A 22,047-nucleotide genomic window follows, 5' to 3' on the forward strand; every position below is an offset into this window, starting at 1 on the left:
CATATGGCTGAGCAGGACGCTACCATTGGCGTGGAGGCGCATTTGACGCTCGACGGGAAGGCATTTACCGTCCGAAAGATCGCATACGGCTGCAACCGCAACGCCGACGAGCGCGGTAGTCCGACGGATTCTCCGAAGGTCCGGCTCATCCGGATGACGATCACTCCCACGCAGAACGACGATTTCGCATTGCTCTACGACTGGGCATTCAAAAATGACCGGAAACTGAGCGGACAGGTAGAGTTCAAATACGACAACGACTCGCAGATCCTGCGCAAAATGGAGTTTGAAGAGGCCTATTGCGTCGGTTTCCGCGAGGCGTTTCGGGCGAAGCGGTCGACGATCCGCGGACACCAACTCGCGCATGTGCCGGATACGAAAGGTTACCTGCCGCAGCATCGCGGCAAACATTATTTCCTGCGCGACAGCAGCCTCGCATTGGTTTACGAGCTGGTGATTTTGCCGCAGAAAGTCAAAATCGGACAGGTTGAAATAAGCAGTTAAATGGCACGACAGGTTAATACGAGCATTGAAATCGAAGGCGGGATCGAGATTACGCGGCACCTTGGGCTGGTGATCGAGCAGGATTTGTTTGCTCACCACTGGTTCGAGCTACTGGTCCCGTTCGACCAGCTGGAAAACGAAGGTGAGCATTTTTTCAACCGCTCGCACCGGGCGGTAATGGGCAAGAAAATCACTTTTTCGTTCAGTCCGCGCCTCGGCTCCGATTCTTTCGATTTTGTATTTCAAGGCATTGTAACCGAAATCCGGCTGCGTAGCCTGAGCGACATGAGCAGCGCATTTGTATTGAAAGGATTTAGCCCGACTATCGTTCTCGAAGATTCCATTCAGCGGCGGTCGTTCCTGCGCGGGACGGTCCAGGATATTTTCAATGCAGTGCTACAACCCTACCCGCAGAATTTACTCCGAAAACAGCTCAGCCCGGAAAATGGGAGCAGGCAGGTGCCATTTACCCAATACAACGAAAGCAATTACAAGTTCCTCTGCCGCGTCGCCGACCGTTGCTGCGAGTGGTTTTACTACAATGGCCGTGAGCTGGTGCTGGGAAACAGCGGTTCGGAGGAAGTCGATTTTCTGGTGGATGGTTTGCAAAACTTCGACGTCGCATTAAAACTGCAACCGGCTGCATTCAGTTTTGAAGGATACAACTACACCGTTCCGCAGGCATTTACAGGGCAATCGTCGCAGCAGCATGTGGACGGCCTTACCTCGCTCAGCGAGTTTGCATTGGAGCAGTCCGACAGCCTTTTTGCACAAACCTCCCTCCTGCCGTCGCCCGAAATCGTAAGCGGGCAGGGCGAAATCGACGAACTTACCAAAATGGAGCGCTCGGCGCGGGTAACCTCGATGGTCGACTTCAAAGGCTCTGGCGAAACTCCGACCATGAGCGTGGGAACGGTGCTGGCCGTGAAAGGCCGCCGGCTGAATGAGCGTGGAGAGGAATACCAGGAGAATTTCGGCAAATACCGGGTCGTGCATATCCGCCACGAGGTGAACACGGCCGGCAGCTACCGCAACACATTCAATGCAGTTCCCGAGTCGGCGCAGCATCCGCCTAATAATCCATTCGTGCGAAACCCGCTCGGCGAGACGGAACAGGCGGAGGTGATCGCCAACGACGATAGTGCAAGCCTCGGGCGCGTGCGCGTGAAGTTCTTTTGGAGCCAGGCCCGGCAGCAGGACCAGGAGTCGATCTGGATGCGGGTGGGGACGATGCACAATGCAGCGGGCCGCGGCGTCAACTTCGTGCCCGAGGTAGGTGCCATGGTGATGGTTGGCTACGAGGGTAACCTGGCCGAAAATCCGTTCGTGATGACTTGCCTTTATCCCAAACCCGAAGAAGAGATCAGCTACTCGCCCGAAAACAACGATTTCAAAGTGATCGCCACGCGGTCGGGAAACATGGTGCTGTTCATCGATGAAGACGGTGATGCCAAAATCCAGATCAGCAACCGGAACAAAACGGACACATTTCTGGTATTCGCATTCAAGGACGACGGCAAGATCAGGATTCACGTCGAAAACGGGCTTTTCGAGGTCAAATCCAAACAAATAAATATTGAGGCGACCGAGGACATCACGGTAAGCGCGGGCGGGAAATTCGACTTACATGCTGGTGAAATTTCCATGAAGGCCGATCAAAGCATTCAAACAGAGAGCGGTACCGAGACGAAAATCAAGGCAGGGACCGAGCTGGAAACCGAGGGCACCGCATCCGCAAAAATGAAAGGGGCGCAGCTCACGCTGGAAGGCGACGCGCTTGCCGAACTGAAAAGCGGCGGCACAACGGTCATCCAGGGCTCGCTCATTACGCTCAATTAGTCAATATATCCAAAACCAATTCATTCACTTTTAAACACTTACAACTATGCCAGCTTCAAGTTTTGACGCTTATTTTACCTGGGATGGCGGCCCGTCCGGCGACGGTATTGCCGTGATCTCGTGCAGCTACGCCCTGTCCCAATCCATTGACGATAAAGGACGCGTTTCTTCCAAAGTATATGGAGGTACCGTTTTCATACAAGTCGATTCTTCGAGCGCCAGCGACAGCCAGAGCCTCTGGGAATGGATGGTAGACCCGGACGGCAAAAAGCCTTCGGCCAAAATCACTTTCAAAAACGTGGATGAGGAACAAACGCAGAAGGAGCTAGAACTGACCGACGTGTACTGCGTGCAATACAGCGAAAGTTTCGTGGAAACCGGCTCGATGCCCATGACAACCAGCCTGACGCTTTCGGCTCGGGAGATCAAGCTGTTCGGTACGCCGCATACTAACCGCTGGTAGTAGCCTGTCAGCCTGAGCGGAGTCGAAGGCCGGTACCGTACCGTCCTTCGACCGCCGGGCGACCCCGTCCGCTCAGGCTGACAATAAATACAAATTGCGCCCCTACCCTCGCACGGCCACGATTGTCTCATTATCGACAATGTGATTGGCCTGGAAAGTAAGGTCCGGGTCCATATAAACGCGGCGCTTGTACCAGGGTAACTTTTTATAGAACAGCCAGCCGTACGGCGTGCCATCGGGCGCGAGATACTCGACCGGGCTGCCGGGATTGCGATCATTGTAGTCGTTCAGGAAAATAAAAAACAGCTCGCCGAATAGCATTGAATGCGGTGCCTTGGCCCGGAAGTTGGTGAATGCGGGCTCGCCCGCCGTTTTGGTAAATTCAAACTGGATTACCAGCACGCGGGAAAGATCGAGCAGATCCATGTCCGGCAACGGCTGCCCTACCGGGTAATGCCACTTTTTATAATCCCTGAGCGGAATTTCGAGGTAACTCTGATAAACCCGCGCTACAAAAACCGGGAACAAAAAACCCACCAGCGCCGTAGCCATTCCCAAACCTTTAGAAAGCTCCTGCGCGACTTTGTGATACAAAAAAATGACTGCAAGGGCCGTCAGCAGCGTGATCAGCAAGGTAAAACCGATTGCCCGCGCGGAACGGTTTTCAAAAAGCCGGCCAAACCATTGCGAAAGCAGGTAAACGTGCAGGATACCCAATAAGAGAAAGGCGCCCATGGCCATCGGATAGGCGTCGCGGTAGTCGATGATCCAGAAACCGAGCGCCCCTACCAACGTCAGCAAGGCTGTCAGCACGACTGCATACAAAAGTTGAAGGCGTTGTGTGACAGTTTTAACAAACGGAAGGTTCATCGGGGGCTTACAGGTTGGTGATCAGACAAAAATAAGTCAGACTTTCATTAATACAACCACAATTTATTAAACGCCGGATGGAAGATCAAAACTATTCGCTGCCGCTTTCGCTGGACCGGATCGTGGCTGGCCAGCCCCATCCGAAATGCCCCGACAGGGAAGCGATCCACCAGCATTTGTACCTGCTCATGGTCACGCATTTCGATGAAAACCGGTTCGACAGTCGCTACGGCTGCGCACTTTGGGACCATGATTTTTCGGTTTTATCCCAAATCAAATGGAAAGACCTCATCCGCGAATCGCTGGAAGAAGCTGTAAATACCTATGAGCGCAGGCTGACGAACATCAAAATCCGTGTGGAAATGGAAGAATTTGAGGTTTTGACCAAAACCAACAACTACGTCCGCAAGCGTGTCGGCATCGAAATCAAGGCGACCATCCGGCGCACGAACGAACCGTTCATTTTCTTCGAACGCATTTTCATATCACCCTTATCCATCGAATGACATGACAGAGACGATGCGCTACACGAAGGAAAACATTTCGCGCAGGCTGATCAAACGCTGCACCGAGCTTTGGGGCATCGACGACGCCCTGGCCGATCATTTCGACCCGCTCGTACGGCTGCTGGTGGAGGCCTGCTCGGTGGAATTTGAAAAGGTGGGACAGGAAATTGAACACACCGAACTCCGGCTGATGACCCGGCTCGCCGAAATCCTCTCTCCCGAAAGCCATAACGGTCCGCAACCGGCCACAGCCATCGTGCAGGCGCGCCCGCAGGAGCCTACGGGTTGGATTGAGCCCGAGAACCAACTCACGGGCAAGCGCACGAATATCCGCAAGGGCGAAACCACCGAAGTACATTTCGTGCCCACGGGCCGGTATCCGCTTGTAAACGCGGCCATTGTGCAGTTTGCAACGCCGCTGGCGCTTTTTTCGGTTGAAAAAGGCATTAAAACACTCGTTTCCAAAACATTACCGCAGCCCGGCGGTGAGCAGAGCATCTGGCTGGGGCTGGATATCGACCCCGGTATTACAACCTGGAACGGTTTCCGCTTCTTTTTCGACTGGACCGGCGACCCGGCGGAATACCAATACCGGGCTTTCCTCCCGGCCGCAAGCTGGCGGGCAAACGGCAAACCGCTCACCATTGCAAACGGCCTGGACGAGAACTCCGTGGACGACGCCATACTCGTGTACAACAGCAGCTTCGCGCGCATTGAAAGCGACGACTCCTGGGAAAAAGGCAAACTTAAAACCGAACCCTACCCCGATGCATTCGCCCGAATGTTCGATTCGCGGACGCTGCAAACATTGAAAAAACCCCTGGTTTGGATCGAAATCACCTGGCCGACGGTATTTCCGTCCCAGGGATTTGAACAAATGGATGTGTGGCTGAATGCATTTCCCGTCCAGAACAAACAGCTCAACAAAATCACTTACCGCCTCCAAAGCGGGCTGAACGGGATCGCATTACCGAGCGGCGATGCATTTATGGGGGTAAAAAGTGTTATTAACCAAAAAAATGAGGTTTACTCAGCCTCCGAAAAGAACCTTTATAACGAAGAAGAAGACGCTCCCCGACCCAACGCAAGGCGCATTTACACCCTCCGCAGACAGGGCATCGGCCGGTTCGACAAGCGCGACGCCCGGGCAGTCTTGTATCAGCTCATGGAGCTGCTTCGCGACGAGGTTACGGCTTTCAATGCAATCGGAGAGGATTTCCTGGCGTCCATTCTCAGGGAAATTGCGCAGAACATGGCGCGGATCGAGCAGAAGCTGGGCGTTAAAAAAGCCAGCGAAACCACCGCACAACCATTTCTGGTTATCCGGGGTGAAAAAAATCCGGATGTTCTTTTCATATCGTATTGGAGCACGCTGGCCGAACAGGCCAATGGCATTCCGGCAGGTACGCGGCTGCAATCCTATTCGGCGACAGGCGTGAGCGGTGGGGACATTATCCTGCTTACCCGGTCATCGGGCGGCAAAGCCAAGCCGGACGAAACCGATTATGTGAATGAACTTCGCAAGAACATCGTCACGCGCAACAGGCTCGTTACGCTGGAAGATGTACGCGCCTATTGCACCGCCGAGCTGGGCGATCGGCTCCGGGACGTGCACGTAAAACCGCATTTCATACCTGGCCAAATGCCCGGACAAGGCTTTGTACGCTGCCTGCAAATAGGCCTCACGCCCGCCGCACGCCCGAGCGAAGACTGGGCCCGCGAATGCGAATTGCTGCAAATGAAAGTTACCCGGCTATCCACCGGCATGTACCCGATTCAGGTCGTCACACTACCCGCCAACGCCTGACAACAGACCACACCTGACAACACTTGACCACACGTGACAAGACCAAACAACTCCTGACCGCACCGAACTCATGAACCCCCGCCCCGACCTCAAAGCCGAATTCATCGCCAGCTCATGGCTCGAAACCGGCGTGCCTGCCGGACAGATCCTCTTTCGGCCGCTAGGGGATTTCAAAAGACGCAGCCACCTGGATGTGGAGAGCGTTCGCGAACTGGAACTGGGGAATTTCAAAGGGCACGTTATCGAATCCAACCGCAGCGGCATTTACGACCATCTGCCCGAGCAGCTATTTCACCTTCCGTCGTCGGCAAACCTGAATACGGTTAAAAAGAAGGTGGACGAAATACGCCTTCAACGCGAAAATGAACAGCAGTCGCGGCTCTTCTTCCTGCCTTTGGAACAAGAATTCTTTTTGAACCGGGTCACACTCGCCCGGCTGGAACAATGCGCGTGGGAACTGGGGCCGGATTCGGGGTTGCTGGAAGAGCTAAAAGCGTTCTGGCAGGCGCCGGCGACGCTGGATGCGGACGTGTTTGTACAGTTGCTTCCGTTTCTGCCCCTTGTGTCGGAATACCGCGGTAATCTGGATAAGGCAGCGGAGATCATGTCCATTGCATTGCGGCTACCGGTTGCGGTCCAGGCGGTTACGGGCCTGAAATGCTATTGCGAAACCCATGCGAGTATGGGCGATGCGGCGCTCGGATCGGACACGGCGTTAGGCGGCGAGCTGGACGCCGGAATGCCCGCCATCCAGGTGGAAATCGAAATGCCCGGCGCCGCGGAGCTGGACAGGCACCTTCATGATGAGCACTTCAAAGCGCTCGTAAACTGGCTGCTGGGCTGGTTCGTCCCGGTTGAATGCGACATCCTGACCGCGCTGACACTCCCGCCCGGCCAATCCGCATTCATGCTCGCTGACGACGATAGCCCGGCGGTGCCGCTGGGCTACTTTACGATTTGAGGTGTGTAGGCCTGTTTCCCGTGTCTTGATTTAAAAGTATCATATTCAAAATATGCCCAACACAGACACGTAGCACCAGCTAACTTTTTACTTAATTGATTATCATTCTATTATACCGGCAGGTAGGTAAAACCTGCATTTGAATTACAAAAACATACAAAACACAAGTTATTAATAGAATAGTAATATCGCCCCGCCGGAAATTTATCTTGCGATTCTGATTTTTTCGAATCAAATTTGCGGTTTCATTGAAATCCCGAATCTGAAAGTGAAGACAGTACGAGTGATAAACCAGGCCATCAGCTTAATGCTAGCCGTCCTTTTATTGGCGGTGGCGGGAGCGCGGTCGTGGTCGGATCACACGGATCGGGGTGTTTTTGAAGGCGGCAAAACGGAGGCCATCGCCAAAGATCTGGCTAAAAAAGCCCTTGCGCAGCCCGGCCAGTCGGAACAGCCCGAGGTGAGCGCCCTTAGCCTGAATGCGGTCATCACGCCGGCCATTTCCTACGATTTTTACCAATTCCTATATTTTTTACCGCAACCTGTCTGGCATTTCGTTGCCAAAAAGCTCGTTGTCCGGACTGCATTCAGCGAGCCGGTCTTCCTGGTTTCTCATTTTCAGCGGGTTTTCGGCAGATTTATCGTCACCAACGCTCCGTAATGTATGAGCGGGCGCATCAGGCCCGCACGTCCGCATTTTTCGCCGGCAGCCTGTTCCGTTAATCATTTTCGGCAGGCGCTATTCAGTTGTATTTCAAGCATTTCAATTTAATTTTTCATTTCAAAATGACCAACAAGAACGGGATAATCGCGTTGACGATCGTCGTCGCCCTTATTAGCGTCTATTATCTGTCCTTCACTTTTGTGTCGCGCAATATCAAAAGCAAGGCCGTAGCCTATGCGACCGATGCGAAAGGCGAGGTGGATATGACCAAAAAACAGCATTATATCGACTCCCTGTGGCGTGAAGACGTGTACCTCGGCCACACTTTGCAGGAAGTAATGGAGCGCGAACTGAACCTCGGCCTCGACCTTCAGGGCGGTATGCACGTAGTTTTGGAAGTTGCTCCTGCGGACATCCTGAAAGGCATGGCTGGCGGTAACGCTCGCAGCGCGGCATTCCAGAGCGCATTGAAAAAAGCAGGTGAAGATAAATCGGCCAACAACAGCACATTTATCAACCGCTTCGTAAGCGCTTATAAAGAAGCTGCTCCCAACACAAGCCTCGCTTCCGTGTTCGCTACCAGCGCCAACCGCGGCAAGATCAACAGCAACTCGTCGGATTCGGACGTGATTAAAATGCTGAAAACGGAGATCGACGGTTCTATCGACCGCGCGTTCCAGATCACCCAGGCCCGTATCGACAAATTCGGTGTGACTAACCCGAACATCCAGCGCCTGCCGGGTCAGAACCGCGTTTTGGTAGAGCTTCCGGGTGTGGATAACCCCGAGCGTGTTCGCCGCCTCCTTTCCGGTGCCGCGAAACTGGAATTTGCAGAAGTATACCTGACGCAGGAACTTGGCGCAGGTCTGGAAGGCCTTGGCCGTTACCTGACTCAGCAAGCTGAAATTGAGAAAGCCGCTAAAAAATCTGCTCCGGCGACTGCATCTGCAGACACCGCTGCCAGCGACACTACCAAAAAATCAACTGCTGGCGGCCTCGCTGCCCAGTTGGAGCAAAAATCGGATACTGCCGCTACTGACTCGGCTGCATTGGCAGCTCAAAGTGCTGCATTGACCAGCCTTTTTGTGCCTATGCCACAAGGCCTTGGCGTGTACCTGAAAGACACTGCGCGCGCCAGCGAAATCCTGCGCCGCCCCGAAGTTCGCTCGCTTTTCCCTGCCGACCTCGTGTTTATGTGGGACCGCAAAGGCACCGAAGCAGGTGGTAACCAGTTGATTCTGCCTTTGTATTTCATCAAGAAAACCAATGGTGAAGCAGCCATGGAAGGCGACGTGATCGTGGATGCAACGCACGACTACGACGACCGCGGCCGTCCGGAAGTAACCATGCGTATGAACGGCGAAGGTGCCCGCAAATGGCGTTCACTCACTGCCCGCAGCGTTGGCCGCCCGGTAGCGATCATCATCGATAACCTTGTTTACACCGCTCCAACCGTACAGGGCGAGATCCCGAACGGTAACTCTTCGATCACCGGTAGCTTCACCGTGGAAGAGACAAAAGATATGGCTAACGTACTGAAAGCCGGCAAACTGCCTGCTCCAACCCACATTGTGGAAGAAGCTGTGGTAGGTTCTTCACTCGGTGCTGAGGCGATCAACGACGGATTGATGTCGTCGGCAGTAGGTTTGCTGATCGTACTTGTGTTCATGGTGGCTTATTACAACCAGGCTGGCTGGATCGCTGACATTGCACTTTTGATCAACTTGTTCTTCCTGCTGGGTGTGATGGCGTCCCTTGGAGCTGTATTGACGCTCTCGGGTATCGCGGGTATCGTGCTTTCGATCGGTATGGCGGTGGATGCGAACGTACTGATTTACGAAGGTATCAAGGCCGAGCTGGCGGAAGGAAAGCCGTTTGCACAATCGATCCGTGACGGTTTCAAGCATTCATTGACCGCCATTATCGACTCCAACGTTACTACACTTTTGACCGGTATCATCCTTTACACATTCGGTACAGGTCTGGTATTGGGTTTTGCAACTACCCTTGTGCTGGGTCTTTTGACCTCATTGTTCAGTGCGATCTTCATCACGCGTTTGCTGCTTGAACAAAAGCTCAAAAACGGCAAGACCTTCGCATTCGCTACGAACCTGACCAAAAACTGGTTCAAGGACAACGACTTCGACTTCGTTTCGCAGCGCCGTCGCTTCTACGTGATCTCCGGTATCATCATCGCGATCGGTGTGGGTTCGTTCATCTTCAAAGGGTTCGGATTGGGTATCGACTTCAAAGGCGGCCGCTCTTATGTAGTTCGCTTTGAAAACAATGTGGATGCAGATGCGCTTCGTGCCAACATGGACGACGTACTCGGCTCTACTACCGAGGTAAAAACTTTCGGAGGCCAGGATCAGGTGAAAATCACGACTCCTTACCTCATCGAAGACACCACGCCTGAGGCTGACCAGAAAGCGGAAGCGAAAATCCTGGAAGCAACCCAAAAAATCGCCAATAACCCTGCTAAGATCGTAAGCTCGAACAAAGTAGGTCCTACCATGGCGAAAGACACGTTGTGGAGCGCGGTTTACGCGGTATTGCTCGCATTGGCCGCCAACTTCGTGTATATCCTCATCCGTTTCAAACGCGTGGCGTTCTCTTACGGTGCGGTAATGTCACTCGCGCACGACGTGGTGATCATCCTGGCGATCTTCTCATTGTTCAACGGCTGGTTGCCATGGTCACTCGATATCGACCAGGCATTCATCGGCGCGATTTTGACCATGATCGGTTATTCGATGAACGACACCGTCGTAATTTATGACCGTATCCGTGATTACCTGGCCGACGAGAAATCCCGCGGACAAAGCCTTTCTACCGTTATCAACAACGCGTTGAACAGTACTTTGAGCCGTACGGCTGTAACGGGTATCTCGGTAATCCTCGTGTTGATCGTCCTGATGATCTTCGGTGGAGCTGTAATCCGCGGATTTACTTTCTGTATGTTGCTTGGGGTAATCGTGGGTACTTATTCTTCACTCTTCGTGGCGGCGCCGATCGTGGTAGACCTGCTGCAACGTTCGCAGAAGAATGAGCCGGCACCAGCAGTAGCAGCAGACGCTACGGCGCCAGCGGCGACGAAAAAAGTCAAGGCTTAATATAAAAGAATAAAAGAGGGTAAGTTTTGCACTTACCCTCTTTTTATTTGGTGCCTATACGTAGTTAGGAAATTTTCTTTTTAGCTTTATCAGACCATCATTTCTACAACAACGAACCTAATATATGGCAAGTCAACTCTGGATTAAAAAACCACTTGAAAAACTATTACAGGAATCAACCGGAGAAGGGAACCAGCTAAAACGCACACTGGGCCCCGGAAGCCTGGTTGCACTGGGTATCGGTGCGATCATTGGTGCGGGACTTTTCTCCATTACCGGCGGAGCCGCTGCCAACCAGGCGGGCCCGGCCATTACCATTTCATTTATTGTTGCGGCATTGGGCTGTGCATTCGCCGGCCTTTGCTATGCCGAATTCGCATCCATGATCCCGGTTGCGGGTAGTGCCTATACCTATTCCTACGCCACGATGGGCGAGTTCATCGCGTGGATCATCGGCTGGGACCTTGTACTCGAATATGCCGTCGGCGCGGCCACGGTAAGTATCAGCTGGAGCCGGTATTTAGTCAAGTTCTGCGAGGGGTTTGACGTGCATTTACCCACGGCGCTCACAGTAGGTCCGTGGGATGGCGGGATCATCAACCTGCCCGCAATCTTCATCGTAATCCTGATGAGTTTGCTATTGATGAAAGGAACCGAGGAAAGCGCCACCGTGAATGGTATTATTGTGGGCTTGAAAGTAGCTGTGGTGCTGATCTTCATTGCATTAGGCTGGAAATACATCAACGAATCGAATTACGTACCTTATATTCCCGACAACACGGGCAACTTTGGCGAATACGGTTTCAGCGGGATCATACGAGCCGCGGCGATCGTCTTTTTCGCCTACATTGGTTTTGATGCCGTAAGTACCGCGGCGCAGGAAGCCAAGAATCCAAGAAAAGACATGCCTATCGGCATCCTGGGGTCGCTGATCATCTGTACCATTCTGTACATCCTGTTTGCGCACGTGATGACCGGCGTTACCAACTATACTTCATTCAAAGGCCAGGACGGAATTGCACCCGTAGCGGTGGCGATCGAAGCGATGGGTACTCCCGACGCCAGCGGTGCCATTCACCCGGATTACCCGTGGCTGAACCGCGCGATCATCGTAGCGATCCTTGCCGGTTATGCATCGGTGATCCTGGTAATGCTTTTGGGCCAAAGCCGTGTGTTTTTCAGCATGAGCAAGGACGGTTTGCTGCCGCGCGTTTTCTCGGCCGTACACCCTAAGTTCAAAACGCCGGTGAAAAACAACACCATGTTCCTGGTATTCGTGAGCCTTTTCGCCGCATTCGTGCCTGCACGGGTAGTAGGTGAAATGACGAGTATCGGTACATTGTTCGCGTTCATCCTCGTGTGTATCGGTATCATCGTGATGCGCAAGCAAATGCCGGATGCGCCGCGTGCATTCAAAACGCCGCTGGTACCGTTGGTGCCGATCCTCGGTGTTGCGACCTGCTTCTTCATGATGGCGTTCCTACCACTTGATACCTGGATTCGTCTGTTCGTTTGGATGATCATCGGTTTCGATGTGTATTTGTGGTATGGCATTAAAAACAGCTTCCTGTCAAACAAGCTGCCGGCTTCTATTGTAGCTGGTGGAAAAACGGTAGGCTGGGTCGGCATTGTGCTGGCGCTTCTCCTCGCGATTATTGCGTACGTTCACCACATCCAAACCGACGGCAGCGACACGGCCCTCTATTACTTCTCACTCATTTTCGCAGCCATTCACCTCGTGGCTTTCGGTATGACGCAGACGAAGAAGGCGTAATCAGAAGGAAAAAAGGGAAGACGGAGGAGAGGAGAAAGGAAAAAATATCAAACGAAAAGAGGCCATTCCGTAGTGGGATGGCCTCTTTTTCTTTTGTATTAATAGGAATCTAAAACCTTGAAAGCACTTTCTCCGACACCGTCTGGCCGATGGACAACGACGACGTCGCTGCGGGGGAAGGAGCGTTGCACACATTAATAGCCGTTTTGTTTTCAATAATCGAAAAGTCGTCCAGCAGGCCGCCATCGTAGTCGCATGCCTGCGCGCGTACGCCTGAGCCGCCGGGGATGAGATCGTCACCCTGGATTTCGGGGATCAGGCCCTGCAACGCTTTGGTGAATGCGGCTTTGGAGAATGAGCGGTAATATTCGCCCATGCCCGTGCGCCAGTACTTCATGGCTACCTTCTGAAATCCCGGCCAGGTAAGCGATTCGAGCATTTCGGGCACGTTGATATCCAGCTTGTTATAACCCTCGCGCTTGAATGCAAACACCGCATTGGGCCCCGCCTCGATGCCGCCCTCGATCATGCGCGTGAAATGCACGCCCAGGAAGGGGAAATTGGGGTCGGGAACGGGATAAATGAGGTTTTTGACGAGGTAATGCTTTTCGGGGCGGATTTTGTAATACTCCCCTCGGAAAGGGATAATGCGGACATTGATATTCTCCGGCTGCGTGAGCTGCGCCACCTTGTCGGAATACAGCCCGGCGCAGTTCACCAACAGCTTGGTTTCAAACACCTTTCCCGTGGCAGTTACCACTTCCGAATGCGTATTGCGGTTTTTAATGTCGGTCACTTTCTCATTGAAACGTACCTCGCCGCCCAGCAAGCGGAATTTCTCCGCGTATTTTTCACAAACCGCTTTATAGTCGATAATGCCCGTGTAGGGCACCCAAATGCCTTCCAGCCCTTTCACATGCGGCTCAATTTCCCGCATTTCACCTTGTGAGATCATGCGGTTCTCAGTGAGGCCATTCTGATTCCCTCGCTCGAAGAGATTCCGCAGCAGCGGGCGCTGCTCTTCGGTAGTTGCTACCACTATTTTTCCACACAAATCGTAAGCAACACCTTCCTTGTCGCAGAAATCAATGAGCATACGGTATCCCCGAATGCAGTTGGTCGCTTTCAGGCTACCGGGTTTGTAGTACAGTCCGGAGTGGATGACACCGCTATTGTGGCCGGTCTGGTGTTTGGCCACCTCATTTTCCTTTTCGAGGAGCAACACTTTCAGGGATGGTTTCTGCTCTTTGATGCGGAGGGCAGTTGCGAGGCCTACAATGCCGCCGCCTATGATGGTAATGTCGTACATATATTCAAATACTATTTCCTTACTTAACCGGGGAAGGAGATTTTCCCCATCGAAACGCCCGGTACGCCTTTCTTTTCACCGAAATATACCGCCTCGCCCGCAACGGCCTCATTAGCCAGCACAGCAAACAGGACTGCCTCTTTCGCATCGCCCGCCACGCCCAATTCATCGATCAGGCGGATATTCCGGCCCAGCAACTTACCGATCGCGCCCATTAATGCGGGATTATGCGCACCGCCGCCGCTCGCGTAAACTTCAAATACCCCGCCGCTTTGCATTGCATTTATTTCTCCGTTTTCCGTTACTATCGCTTCACCTTTTTGCATTGCATTGTGAATAGCTTCGGAGATCGTCTCTGCGCTGAATTGGGTTAATGTCGCTATCAGATCTTTCGGTTCAATGGCAAGACGGCCGGAAACCTGCATGGCATTTTTCACATAATCCATGCTGAAAACTTCGGGGCCGGTGGTTTTGGGAAATGGCTGTTCAAAAAACGGGGCGTCCTTCAATGCATTCAGCAATGCAGGATCAATGGTCCCGCTGGCGGCGATTTCGCCGTTTTCATCAAACGGCCTGCCGAAATGCAGGCGTGTGAAAGCGTCGATCAATGTATTTCCGGGACCGGTATCGGTGGTGAAAACCACCGAAGCATCCAGGTTGCCGGGCAGGAATGTAAAGTTGGCAATGCCGCCCATGTTCAGCAAAATCCGGTTCTCGTTTTTTTGAGAAAACAGGAAATAATCGCCGTACACAGCCAGCGGGGCTCCTTCGCCACCCGCCGCAATGTGTTTTTGCCTGAAATCGCTGAGCGTAATTATGCCGGTTTTCACGGCGATATGATCGCCGTCGCCGATCTGCAACGTGGCATTGGGAAAGCCCGCAACGCCGTGCTGCTTTTGCGGCGCGTGGAAAACGGTTTGCCCGTGGCTCGCGATAAGGTCGATTTCCTGTGGGCCGATGCCCCATTCGGTCAGACAGTCGAGGATCATTTGCCCATGTTGCAGCCCAATCAGCGGGTTTAGCAACACCAGTTGCTGAAAATCGATCTGCCTTTTGGCAAAAATCTCCCGAATGGCATTCCTGAACGCCTCATCGTAAGGCACCGTTTTGAAATACTCCACCTGCAATCGGGTCTCCGGCCCGCTGCCTTCCGCGCGGCAAAGTGCCACATCCAGCCCATCGAGCGAGGTACCCGACATCAGCCCGATGATCCTGCGCGACGGCTTGCGGCTCAGCGCGTGAAGCTTTTCAACGTGTTCTTTCACAGGTGTATTGCTAAAAAACGGGCCAGCCTTGGAATGAGCTGGCCCGATTGGATTCGTTGGAAACCATATTATCCGTTGCTGTCGCCTTCCGGTTTCGGACTGCCGCCCGACGGTGCGCCGCCCGACGGTCCGCCGCTCGACGACCCACCGCCCGATTTAGGTCCCCTGTTGCGGTTGCGGTTTCTGTTTCCTTCGTTATTATTGCGGTTTCCCCCTTCGTTATTGCCTTTGTTGCGCGGCTCACCGCCGGGGTTATTGTCGTTTCCACGGTTTTGAGGTTCGCCGCCGGCATTGTTGTTACCGCGGTTACGCTGGCCGTCACGCTGGTGGTTGCCCCTGTTACGCGGCTCTTCCCCCTGGTTGTTGCCTTTGTTCTGACGTTCCTCGCCCTGGTTATTTCCGCCGCGGTTCCGCTGGCCCTGATTTGGGTTATTACCCTTGTTCGAAGGCGCATTGCCGGCATTGTTGCCGGCGTTTCCGCTTCCAGCATTGGTATTTCCGGCATCGCTGGCTGCATTGTCGGCGCTGCCCGCTTCCGGACCGCCGTTTCCGCGGTTTTTACCCGACCGGCTTTTCTTCTTTTTCTTTTTCTTCTGCTCGTCGCTGTATTTTTTGTCGAGGTTTTCCAGGTCGCTGTTGAGCTTGCCGGGCACCTTGTCGAGGCTTTTTTCCGGCTCCGGCGTCAGGATTTCTAGTGATTCGGGGATAATATCCTTTTTATTCAAATCAATGATTTCCAACACCTTGTCGATCGGCACAGGATACCAGTTGGTGTCCTTATCGAAGCCGAACCACATGATTTTCTTGAAAATATCCGTTTTCTGCAACGTGGCTACGCCTTTCTTGGTTTTCAATGGCGCGTCCACCGTGGGGATATCCCGCAAGGCATCAATGTAGGTTTCCAGTTCATAGTTGAGACAGCATTTCAGCCTTCCGCATTGCCCCGAAAGCTTTGCCGGGTTCAATGAAAGGTTCTGATAGCGTGCCGCGGCTGTCGAAATGTTTTTGAAATCGGTGAGCCAGGTCGAGCAGCAGAGCTCGCGCCCGCAGGAGCCCAGTCCGCCGAGGCGGCTTGCTTCCTGGCGCAGGCTGATCTGCCGCATTTCGATACGCACCTTAAATTCCGACGCCAGCGTTTTGATCAGCTCGCGGAAATCCACCCGCTCTTCTGACGAGTAGTAGAATGTCGTTTTGGTATTATCCGCCTGATATTCCACGTCCGAAAGCTTCATATTTAGCTTCATATCGCGGATGATCTCGCGCGTGCGGTAGAGCGTGGGCATTTCACGCGCCATTGCCTGGGTGAACTTGTCCAGGTCCTTCTCCGTCGCCACGCGGTAAATCACGTGCAGGTCGTCGTTCATCTGGATGCTTTTGCGCTTCATTTGCAGGCGCACGAGTTCTCCTTGCAACGACACCGTTCCAATATGCTGGCCGGACGCCATTTCACACACCACAAAGTCGCCTGTGATGAATTCCAGCTGATTTATATTCCTGAAATATTCCTTTCTGCCTCCTTTGAACTTGACTTCGATCACATCAAAACGTTGTCCCGACGGCACATCCATGTGGCTTAGCCAGTCGAAAACATTCATTTTATTGCACCCGCCCGTTCCGCAGCTTCCTTTACTTCCACATCCGGCGACGGCCGTACCGCTAGTACCGCACCCCCCGGATGAACATGATCCACATCCCATAATTACTCCGCTTCATCAATCATTATATCTAATTAAATCCACGCCTATATCGTGCCGGAAATACTTTCCTTCGTATTGCACCACCTGTGCAGCCCGCTGGGACTTGTGCACGGCGTTTTCGAGGGAATTGGCAAGGCCTGTAAGCGCCATTACCCGTCCTCCGTTGGTCACGACTTCGGCGTTTCCGTTGAAAGTGGTGCCTGCATGGAACACATGCACGTCCTCCACCTTTTCTGTCCCCGAAATCACTTTTCCTTTTTCGTAATCCTCGGGATAACCGCCCGATACCACTACGGTGGTGACGGCAACCTGCGGCGAGATCTGCAAATCGAAATCCTGCAAGGTGCCTTTGGCCGTAGAGGCCATCAACATGGCAAAATCCGACTGGATACGCGGAATCACGACTTCGGTTTCAGGATCGCCCATACGGACGTTATACTCAATAACATAGGGCTCGCCTTTGATGTTCATCAACCCGATGAATATAAACCCTACATATTTGATGCCCTCGCTTTGAAGGCCATACAAGGTTGGCTTTACCACCTTTTCTTCCACTTTGCGGATAAAATTCGCGTCCGCAAACACGACAGGCGACACCGCGCCCATTCCACCTGTGTTCAGGCCCGTATCGTTCTCGCCGATACGCTTGTAATCCTTCGCTTCGGGCAGGATTTTATAATGCTCCCCATCAGTAAGCACAAAAACCGATAATTCTATCCCTTTCAGGAATTGTTCGATCACCACTTTATTGCCCGCCTTGCCGAATTTGCCATCCAGCAGCATTTCACGGAATGCCTGGATCGCGTCGGCATGCTTCTCGGCGATGATCACGCCCTTGCCTGCTGCGAGGCCGTCGGCTTTCAGTACGATCGGCAATGAATGGTTTTCAATGTATTCCAAACCGATTTCCAGTTCTTCGGCGGTAAATGTGCGCGAAGCGGCGGTTGGAACACCGTATTTCTGCATGAATTGCTTCGAGAAATCCTTGCTTCCTTCGAGCTGAGCACCGGCTTTATCGGGACCGATAATGCGCACTTTGGCCAGATCTTCCCGGCCGTTGAAATAATCGACCACCCCGTTCACCAGCGGTTCTTCGGGGCCTACGATCACGAGTTCGATGTTATTTTCGATTACCGCATTGGCAATGGAGTCAAAATCGTTGTAAGAAATGGATAGGTTCGTTGCTACACTTGCTGTTCCGGCATTTCCCGGAGCCATAAACAGGGTATCGCAAAGAGGGCTTTGGGCTATTTTCCAGGCAAAAGCGTGTTCTCTTCCGCCCGATCCCAAGATGAGTATGTTCATAACTGGTTTTAAAAATTCAAAAAATACCGATTTTACGGTGAGTAGTTCAGGTGGGTGCTAGTTGGCCAGCTCCGACAAGAATTTGATACGCATGAGTCTTAATTCTTCTTCACTCACTTCCTCGCCGTCGAATTCATGCAAGGCAGTAGAGATATTGTCGGTCTCGGCCGTCATAAAATAATCGTAAATGTCCTTCTGCCGCTCACGGTCGATTACCTGGTTAATGTAATAATCCAGGTTCAGTTTCGTGCCGGAATAGCAAATGTGCTCTACTTCTTCGATCACATCGGCCAGCGCGAGGTCTTTTACTTCGGCGATCTCGTCGAGGCTCACCTTGCGGTCGACCTGCTGGATGATGAAAATCTTGATTTTGGATTTGTTCACCGTGGATTTGATCACCACGTCCTTCGCTGTTTCGATCTCGTTTTCCTCCACATACCGTGAAATGAGCTCGATGAATGGTTTGCCGAACTTCTGCACCTTGCCCATTCCGACGCCGTTGATCTGCGCCATTTCCTGCTGGGTAGTCGGGTAGGTCGTCGCCATTTCTTCCATCGAAGGGTCCTGGAAGATCACGTACGGCGGCAGGTTTTTATCCTTGGCCACCTTTTTACGCAATGCTTTGAGCATTCCGAGCAATGCCTCGTCGTACGCATGTGCGCTGCCATTGCCGTTGCCCGATTCTTTGTCGTCGTCGTCCGCTTTTATCTCCTCCTCGTCGAAATTATGGTCTTTATGGAGCGTCACCGGATAAGGGTCGTTCAGGTAACGGCCGCCTTTTTCCGACAGCCTGATCACGCCATAGTTTTCAATATCCTTTTCCAGATAACCAAAAATCACCAACTGGCGGATCGCCGACACCCAGTAATCGCGTGATTCGTTCAGTTCCAGGCCTTTGCCGAATACATCGAGCTGGTCATGTTCGTAGCTTTTTACGTACTGGTTATCGGTGGATGTGAGCAGGTCGGCAATATGGTCGGCGTCGAAGCGCTGTTCGGTGAGGAGTACCGATTTGAGGATCAGGATCACGTCGTCCTGCACTTTGATCTTCTCGGTCGGCTTGTTGCAGTTGTCGCAATAGCCGCAATCTTTTTCAAGATATTCGCCGAAATAGCTCAACAACTGGCGGCGGCGGCACACGCCCAATGTCGAATAGGCGACCATTTCATTGAGCAAATGGCGTGCATTGTCGCGTTCTGTAACGGTTTTGTCCTTGTTGAACTTTTCAAGCTTCTGAATGTCGTCATAGCTGTAAAACATCAGACAGTTGCCTTCCAGCCCGTCGCGGCCGGCGCGGCCTGTTTCCTGGTAATAGCCTTCGAGCGACTTGGGTACGTCGTAGTGGATCACGAAGCGCACATCCGGTTTGTCGATACCCATTCCGAATGCGATGGTCGCCACGATCACGTCACATTCCTCGTTCAGGAACGCGTCCTGATTCGCCATCCGGGTATTGGCATCGAGGCCGGCATGATACGGTAATGCACGTACGTCGTTGACGTTCAGCAGCTCGGCCACCTCTTCCACCGTTTTGCGGCTCAGGCAATATACAATGCCCGATTTGCCTTTATTATTACGGATATAGCGGATGAGCTGCTTTTTGACGTCTTTTTTCGGGCGGATCTCGTAGTAAAGATTTTTCCGGTTAAAGGACGATTTGAAGGTTTCGGCCTCCTCCATTTGCAGGTTTTTGCGGATATCCTGCTGCACTTTCGGCGTTGCTGTGGCCGTGAGCGCGATAATGGGCAAGTTGCCGATATTCTCGATAATGCCGTGAATACGACGGTATTCGGGCCGGAAATCGTGGCCCCATTCCGAGATACAGTGTGCCTCGTCGATGGCTACAAAGGAGATTTTCACCCTTTTGAGAAAATCGAGGTTATCCTCTTTTGTGAGCGATTCAGGCGCAATGTAGAGCAGTTTGAGAGTCCCGTCGAGCGCATCGGTTTTGACGCGCGTCATTTCAGCTTTGGTAAGAGTGGAGTTCAGGAATTGCGCATTGATACCGAACGCGGTAAGCTGGTCGACCTGGTTTTTCATCAGGGCGATCAGCGGGGAAATAACGATGGTCAGTCCGTCGCTCACAAGGGCAGGAAGCTGGTAGCAGAGTGACTTCCCCGCGCCCGTGGGCATAATCACGAATGTATTTTTACCTAAGAGTATATTTTGTATGATAACTTCCTGATCTCCGCGGAATTGACTGTATCCAAATATTTCTTTAAGCTTTCCTTTCAATGTGTCGTTAATGACTTTATCAACCTGCTGTACCATACTCTGTTCACAAAATGGTTATTCCAAACTTCCCTATCTTTGCGCTTTGAAATAAATTATGACGTTTTTGTCTCTCTAAACTGTGTTTCAGAATTGAAATTAATAAAAAATATTCAGTCAATCGCAAAAGAAGTATTACGTCAGGAAGCGGAAGCTGTGCGTGATCTGATTGAATTGATTGATGATGAATTTGAAAAATGCGTATACGCCATTTTACACTCGGGAGGGCGGGTTGTAATCTCCGGTGTGGGCAAAAGCGCGATCGTGGGACAGAAAATCGTAGCCACCCTGAATTCCACCGGCACACCGGCCCTTTTTATGCACGCCGCCGACGCTATTCACGGCGATCTGGGCATGATCCAGGACAATGATGTTGTGATCGTAATTTCTAAAAGCGGCGATACGCCGGAGATCAAAGTGCTCGTTCCGCTGCTGAAACGCACGGGCGTAAAAATGATCGCAATGGTGAGTAATAAGGACTCCTATTTGGCTAAAAACTGCATTCTCACGCTTCATGCGCACGCTCCCGCCGAGGCCGACCCACTGAACCTCGCTCCCACCACGAGCACTTCGGTCACCATGGCGCTCGGCGACGCGCTGGCGATCTGCCTGCTCGAAGCACGCGGCTTTACCCACGACGACTTCGCCCGCTACCATCCCGGCGGCTCGCTGGGCAAGCGGCTTTACCTCAAAGTATGCGACATTTACCCGCATAACGCATTGCCTACCGTGAGCGAGCAGGCCACATTGCAAGAAGTAATTCTCGAAATGACCTCGAAAAGGCTCGGTGCGACGGCGGTTGTGAGCGAAAATGGCCAAATGGCGGGCATTATCACCGACGGCGACCTCCGAAGAATGCTGAAAACTTATGGCGCAGCCGGTTTACTGGACCTGCACGCAAAAGATATCATGACGAAATCTCCGATCACCGTTTCACCCGATGAATATGCGGTGAATGCATTGGAGGTAATGCAGTCCAAAAGCATTACACAAGTTGTAGTGGTGGAAGAAGGTAAGGCGCTTGGATTCGTGCATTTGCACGATTTGCTGCGTGAAGGGTTGGTATAATACAACTGGGAAGGACTGCGCTGCGAATAATTAGCGCATGCCGGCATCAAAAAAGGCAGGTGTTACGACCTGCCTTTTTTGATGATTATCTGAATCGCTTCGATTGCTGTACTTCGCGCTCGTCCTTGCGGATGAAGCGGTTCGCGAACACATTGGCGAGCATAGCACCCACCAGGCCATAAAACCCGATTTCATATTTCCCAGGGAATTCGGCATCGAACAGCTTGGCGGTTTTGTAGAAGGTGAAATAGATCACCAAACCCATCATTACCGTCATCAAAATCGAATTCACCGCGCAAAGCGCCGATTGAAGCACGCGATTTTTAAATTGCAGGATCGCATACGCGGCTACGCCCGCAATGAGGATGGCCAGCCCGACGAGGTAATATACCGGCTGAACGTTGGATTGTACTTCGTTGATCTGATGATGCAGCCTCAGCGCCGTCAGATCGGCACTTTGCCCTCCCTCTACGGCCACCTTCGACCAGATCGGGAAAGCGAGGAAAATACCCATCCCGATGACGACCATTGCCAGGAAGATAGTTTGAATACGTTGTAACATGCTTTTTTAAGAATTGTTCTTTTCAAATGGAACGGCAAATGTAGGCAATGCAGCCATTTGCCGGAAATA

17 protein-coding genes are annotated in these 22,047 nt (G+C 52.5%); 10 read left to right on the top strand and 7 right to left on the bottom strand.

Annotated elements, in window-relative coordinates; all coding sequences use genetic code 11:
• The first annotated feature begins 3 nt into the window (after positions 1-3).
• Genes tssD (DFER_RS17800) through tssD (DFER_RS17810) form a run of 3 tightly spaced genes read left to right on the top strand, consistent with a single transcriptional unit; the run spans position 4 to position 2,806 of the window.
• Entirely contained in the window at positions 4-504 is a 501-nt protein-coding gene (tssD, locus tag DFER_RS17800; RefSeq protein WP_015813039.1) for a type VI secretion system tube protein TssD, read from the top strand.
• Entirely contained in the window at positions 505-2,343 is a 1,839-nt protein-coding gene (locus DFER_RS17805) for a type VI secretion system Vgr family protein (RefSeq protein WP_015813040.1), read from the top strand. It abuts the gene before it with no gap.
• A 46-nt stretch (positions 2,344-2,389) separates the two neighbouring features.
• Positions 2,390-2,806 carry a type VI secretion system tube protein TssD gene (gene tssD / locus DFER_RS17810; RefSeq protein WP_015813041.1) on the top strand — a complete coding sequence of 139 codons (417 nt, stop codon included), beginning with the start codon at positions 2,390-2,392 and terminating at the stop codon, positions 2,804-2,806.
• 102 nt (positions 2,807-2,908) lie between these two features.
• Here the strand turns inward: tssD (DFER_RS17810) and DFER_RS17815 are convergent, their stop codons facing one another.
• The gene (locus DFER_RS17815; protein ID WP_015813042.1) at positions 2,909-3,676 is read right to left on the bottom strand and encodes a TssN family type VI secretion system protein; all 768 of its coding nucleotides are present in this window, start codon (positions 3,674-3,676) and stop codon (positions 2,909-2,911) included.
• 77 nt (positions 3,677-3,753) lie between these two features.
• Here DFER_RS17815 and DFER_RS17820 point away from each other — a divergent pair, with 77 nt between their 5' ends.
• The 6 genes from DFER_RS17820 (at position 3,754) to DFER_RS17845 (ending at position 12,501) form a co-directional block, all read left to right on the top strand.
• On the top strand, positions 3,754-4,182 hold the full coding sequence (locus DFER_RS17820; RefSeq protein ID WP_015813043.1) for a GPW/gp25 family protein: 429 nt from the start codon (positions 3,754-3,756) through the stop codon (positions 4,180-4,182).
• A 1-nt stretch (position 4,183) separates the two neighbouring features.
• Positions 4,184-5,989, top strand: coding sequence for a type VI secretion system baseplate subunit TssF (locus tag DFER_RS17825; protein WP_015813044.1), 1,806 nt, complete (start codon positions 4,184-4,186; stop codon positions 5,987-5,989).
• A 70-nt stretch (positions 5,990-6,059) separates the two neighbouring features.
• Complete coding sequence (locus tag DFER_RS17830; RefSeq protein ID WP_015813045.1) at positions 6,060-6,950, top strand: hypothetical protein; 891 nt, start codon at positions 6,060-6,062, stop codon at positions 6,948-6,950.
• A 307-nt stretch (positions 6,951-7,257) separates the two neighbouring features.
• Positions 7,258-7,611, top strand: a complete 354-nt coding sequence (locus tag DFER_RS17835; protein WP_015813046.1) for a hypothetical protein — start codon at positions 7,258-7,260, stop codon at positions 7,609-7,611.
• Between the two features lie 125 nt (positions 7,612-7,736).
• Positions 7,737-10,727, top strand: a complete 2,991-nt coding sequence (gene secDF, locus DFER_RS17840; protein ID WP_015813047.1) for a protein translocase subunit SecDF — start codon at positions 7,737-7,739, stop codon at positions 10,725-10,727.
• A 124-nt stretch (positions 10,728-10,851) separates the two neighbouring features.
• Positions 10,852-12,501: an amino acid permease gene (locus DFER_RS17845; RefSeq protein ID WP_015813048.1), complete on the top strand. Its 1,650-nt coding sequence runs from the start codon at positions 10,852-10,854 to the stop codon at positions 12,499-12,501.
• A 109-nt stretch (positions 12,502-12,610) separates the two neighbouring features.
• On the opposite strand, the gene lhgD is transcribed toward DFER_RS17845, so the two are convergent.
• From lhgD to recQ, 5 genes are all read right to left on the bottom strand, one after another.
• Entirely contained in the window at positions 12,611-13,810 is a 1,200-nt protein-coding gene (lhgD, locus tag DFER_RS17850) for an L-2-hydroxyglutarate dehydrogenase (RefSeq protein WP_015813049.1), read from the bottom strand.
• A 23-nt stretch (positions 13,811-13,833) separates the two neighbouring features.
• The gene (locus tag DFER_RS17855; protein ID WP_015813050.1) at positions 13,834-15,075 is read right to left on the bottom strand and encodes an anhydro-N-acetylmuramic acid kinase; all 1,242 of its coding nucleotides are present in this window, start codon (positions 15,073-15,075) and stop codon (positions 13,834-13,836) included.
• A gap of 68 nt (positions 15,076-15,143) precedes the next feature.
• Positions 15,144-16,670: a PSP1 domain-containing protein gene (locus DFER_RS17860; protein WP_015813051.1), complete on the bottom strand. Its 1,527-nt coding sequence runs from the start codon at positions 16,668-16,670 to the stop codon at positions 15,144-15,146.
• A 117-nt stretch (positions 16,671-16,787) separates the two neighbouring features.
• Positions 16,788-18,077, bottom strand: a complete 1,290-nt coding sequence (gene purD / locus DFER_RS17865; RefSeq protein WP_015813052.1) for a phosphoribosylamine--glycine ligase — start codon at positions 18,075-18,077, stop codon at positions 16,788-16,790.
• Between the two features lie 57 nt (positions 18,078-18,134).
• Entirely contained in the window at positions 18,135-20,348 is a 2,214-nt protein-coding gene (gene recQ / locus DFER_RS17870) for a DNA helicase RecQ (RefSeq protein ID WP_015813053.1), read from the bottom strand.
• 93 nt (positions 20,349-20,441) lie between these two features.
• Between recQ and DFER_RS17875 the strand changes: the two genes are divergently transcribed.
• The gene (locus DFER_RS17875) at positions 20,442-21,416 is read left to right on the top strand and encodes a KpsF/GutQ family sugar-phosphate isomerase (RefSeq protein WP_015813054.1); all 975 of its coding nucleotides are present in this window, start codon (positions 20,442-20,444) and stop codon (positions 21,414-21,416) included.
• An 85-nt stretch (positions 21,417-21,501) separates the two neighbouring features.
• Here the strand turns inward: DFER_RS17875 and DFER_RS17880 are convergent, their stop codons facing one another.
• Positions 21,502-21,978 (bottom strand): DUF4293 domain-containing protein, encoded by a 477-nt coding sequence (locus DFER_RS17880; protein ID WP_041735257.1) that lies wholly within the window; start codon positions 21,976-21,978, stop codon positions 21,502-21,504.
• Positions 21,979-22,047: the final 69 nt, after the last annotated feature.

This window comes from Dyadobacter fermentans DSM 18053 (genome assembly GCF_000023125.1).
Taxonomy (GTDB): Bacteria; Bacteroidota; Bacteroidia; order Cytophagales; family Spirosomataceae; genus Dyadobacter; species Dyadobacter fermentans.

Bases quoted from the DNA above. Each gene is read 5' to 3' on its own strand.
- tssD (WP_015813041.1), top strand. From the start codon at position 2,390: ATGCCAGCTTCAAGTTTTGACGCTTATTTTACCTGGGATGGCGGCCCG.
- DFER_RS17860 (WP_015813051.1), bottom strand. From the start codon at position 16,670: ATGAATGTTTTCGACTGGCTAAGCCACATGGATGTGCCGTCGGGACAA.
- DFER_RS17820 (WP_015813043.1), top strand. From the start codon at position 3,754: ATGGAAGATCAAAACTATTCGCTGCCGCTTTCGCTGGACCGGATCGTG.
- DFER_RS17815 (WP_015813042.1), bottom strand. From the start codon at position 3,676: ATGAACCTTCCGTTTGTTAAAACTGTCACACAACGCCTTCAACTTTTG.
- DFER_RS17835 (WP_015813046.1), top strand. From the start codon at position 7,258: ATGCTAGCCGTCCTTTTATTGGCGGTGGCGGGAGCGCGGTCGTGGTCG.
- tssD (WP_015813039.1), top strand. From the start codon at position 4: ATGGCTGAGCAGGACGCTACCATTGGCGTGGAGGCGCATTTGACGCTC.
- lhgD (WP_015813049.1), bottom strand. From the start codon at position 13,810: ATGTACGACATTACCATCATAGGCGGCGGCATTGTAGGCCTCGCAACT.
- DFER_RS17830 (WP_015813045.1), top strand. From the start codon at position 6,060: ATGAACCCCCGCCCCGACCTCAAAGCCGAATTCATCGCCAGCTCATGG.
- DFER_RS17825 (WP_015813044.1), top strand. From the start codon at position 4,184: ATGACAGAGACGATGCGCTACACGAAGGAAAACATTTCGCGCAGGCTG.
- DFER_RS17845 (WP_015813048.1), top strand. From the start codon at position 10,852: ATGGCAAGTCAACTCTGGATTAAAAAACCACTTGAAAAACTATTACAG.
- recQ (WP_015813053.1), bottom strand. From the start codon at position 20,348: ATGGTACAGCAGGTTGATAAAGTCATTAACGACACATTGAAAGGAAAG.
- DFER_RS17805 (WP_015813040.1), top strand. From the start codon at position 505: ATGGCACGACAGGTTAATACGAGCATTGAAATCGAAGGCGGGATCGAG.
- DFER_RS17880 (WP_041735257.1), bottom strand. From the start codon at position 21,978: ATGTTACAACGTATTCAAACTATCTTCCTGGCAATGGTCGTCATCGGG.
- secDF (WP_015813047.1), top strand. From the start codon at position 7,737: ATGACCAACAAGAACGGGATAATCGCGTTGACGATCGTCGTCGCCCTT.
- purD (WP_015813052.1), bottom strand. From the start codon at position 18,077: ATGAACATACTCATCTTGGGATCGGGCGGAAGAGAACACGCTTTTGCC.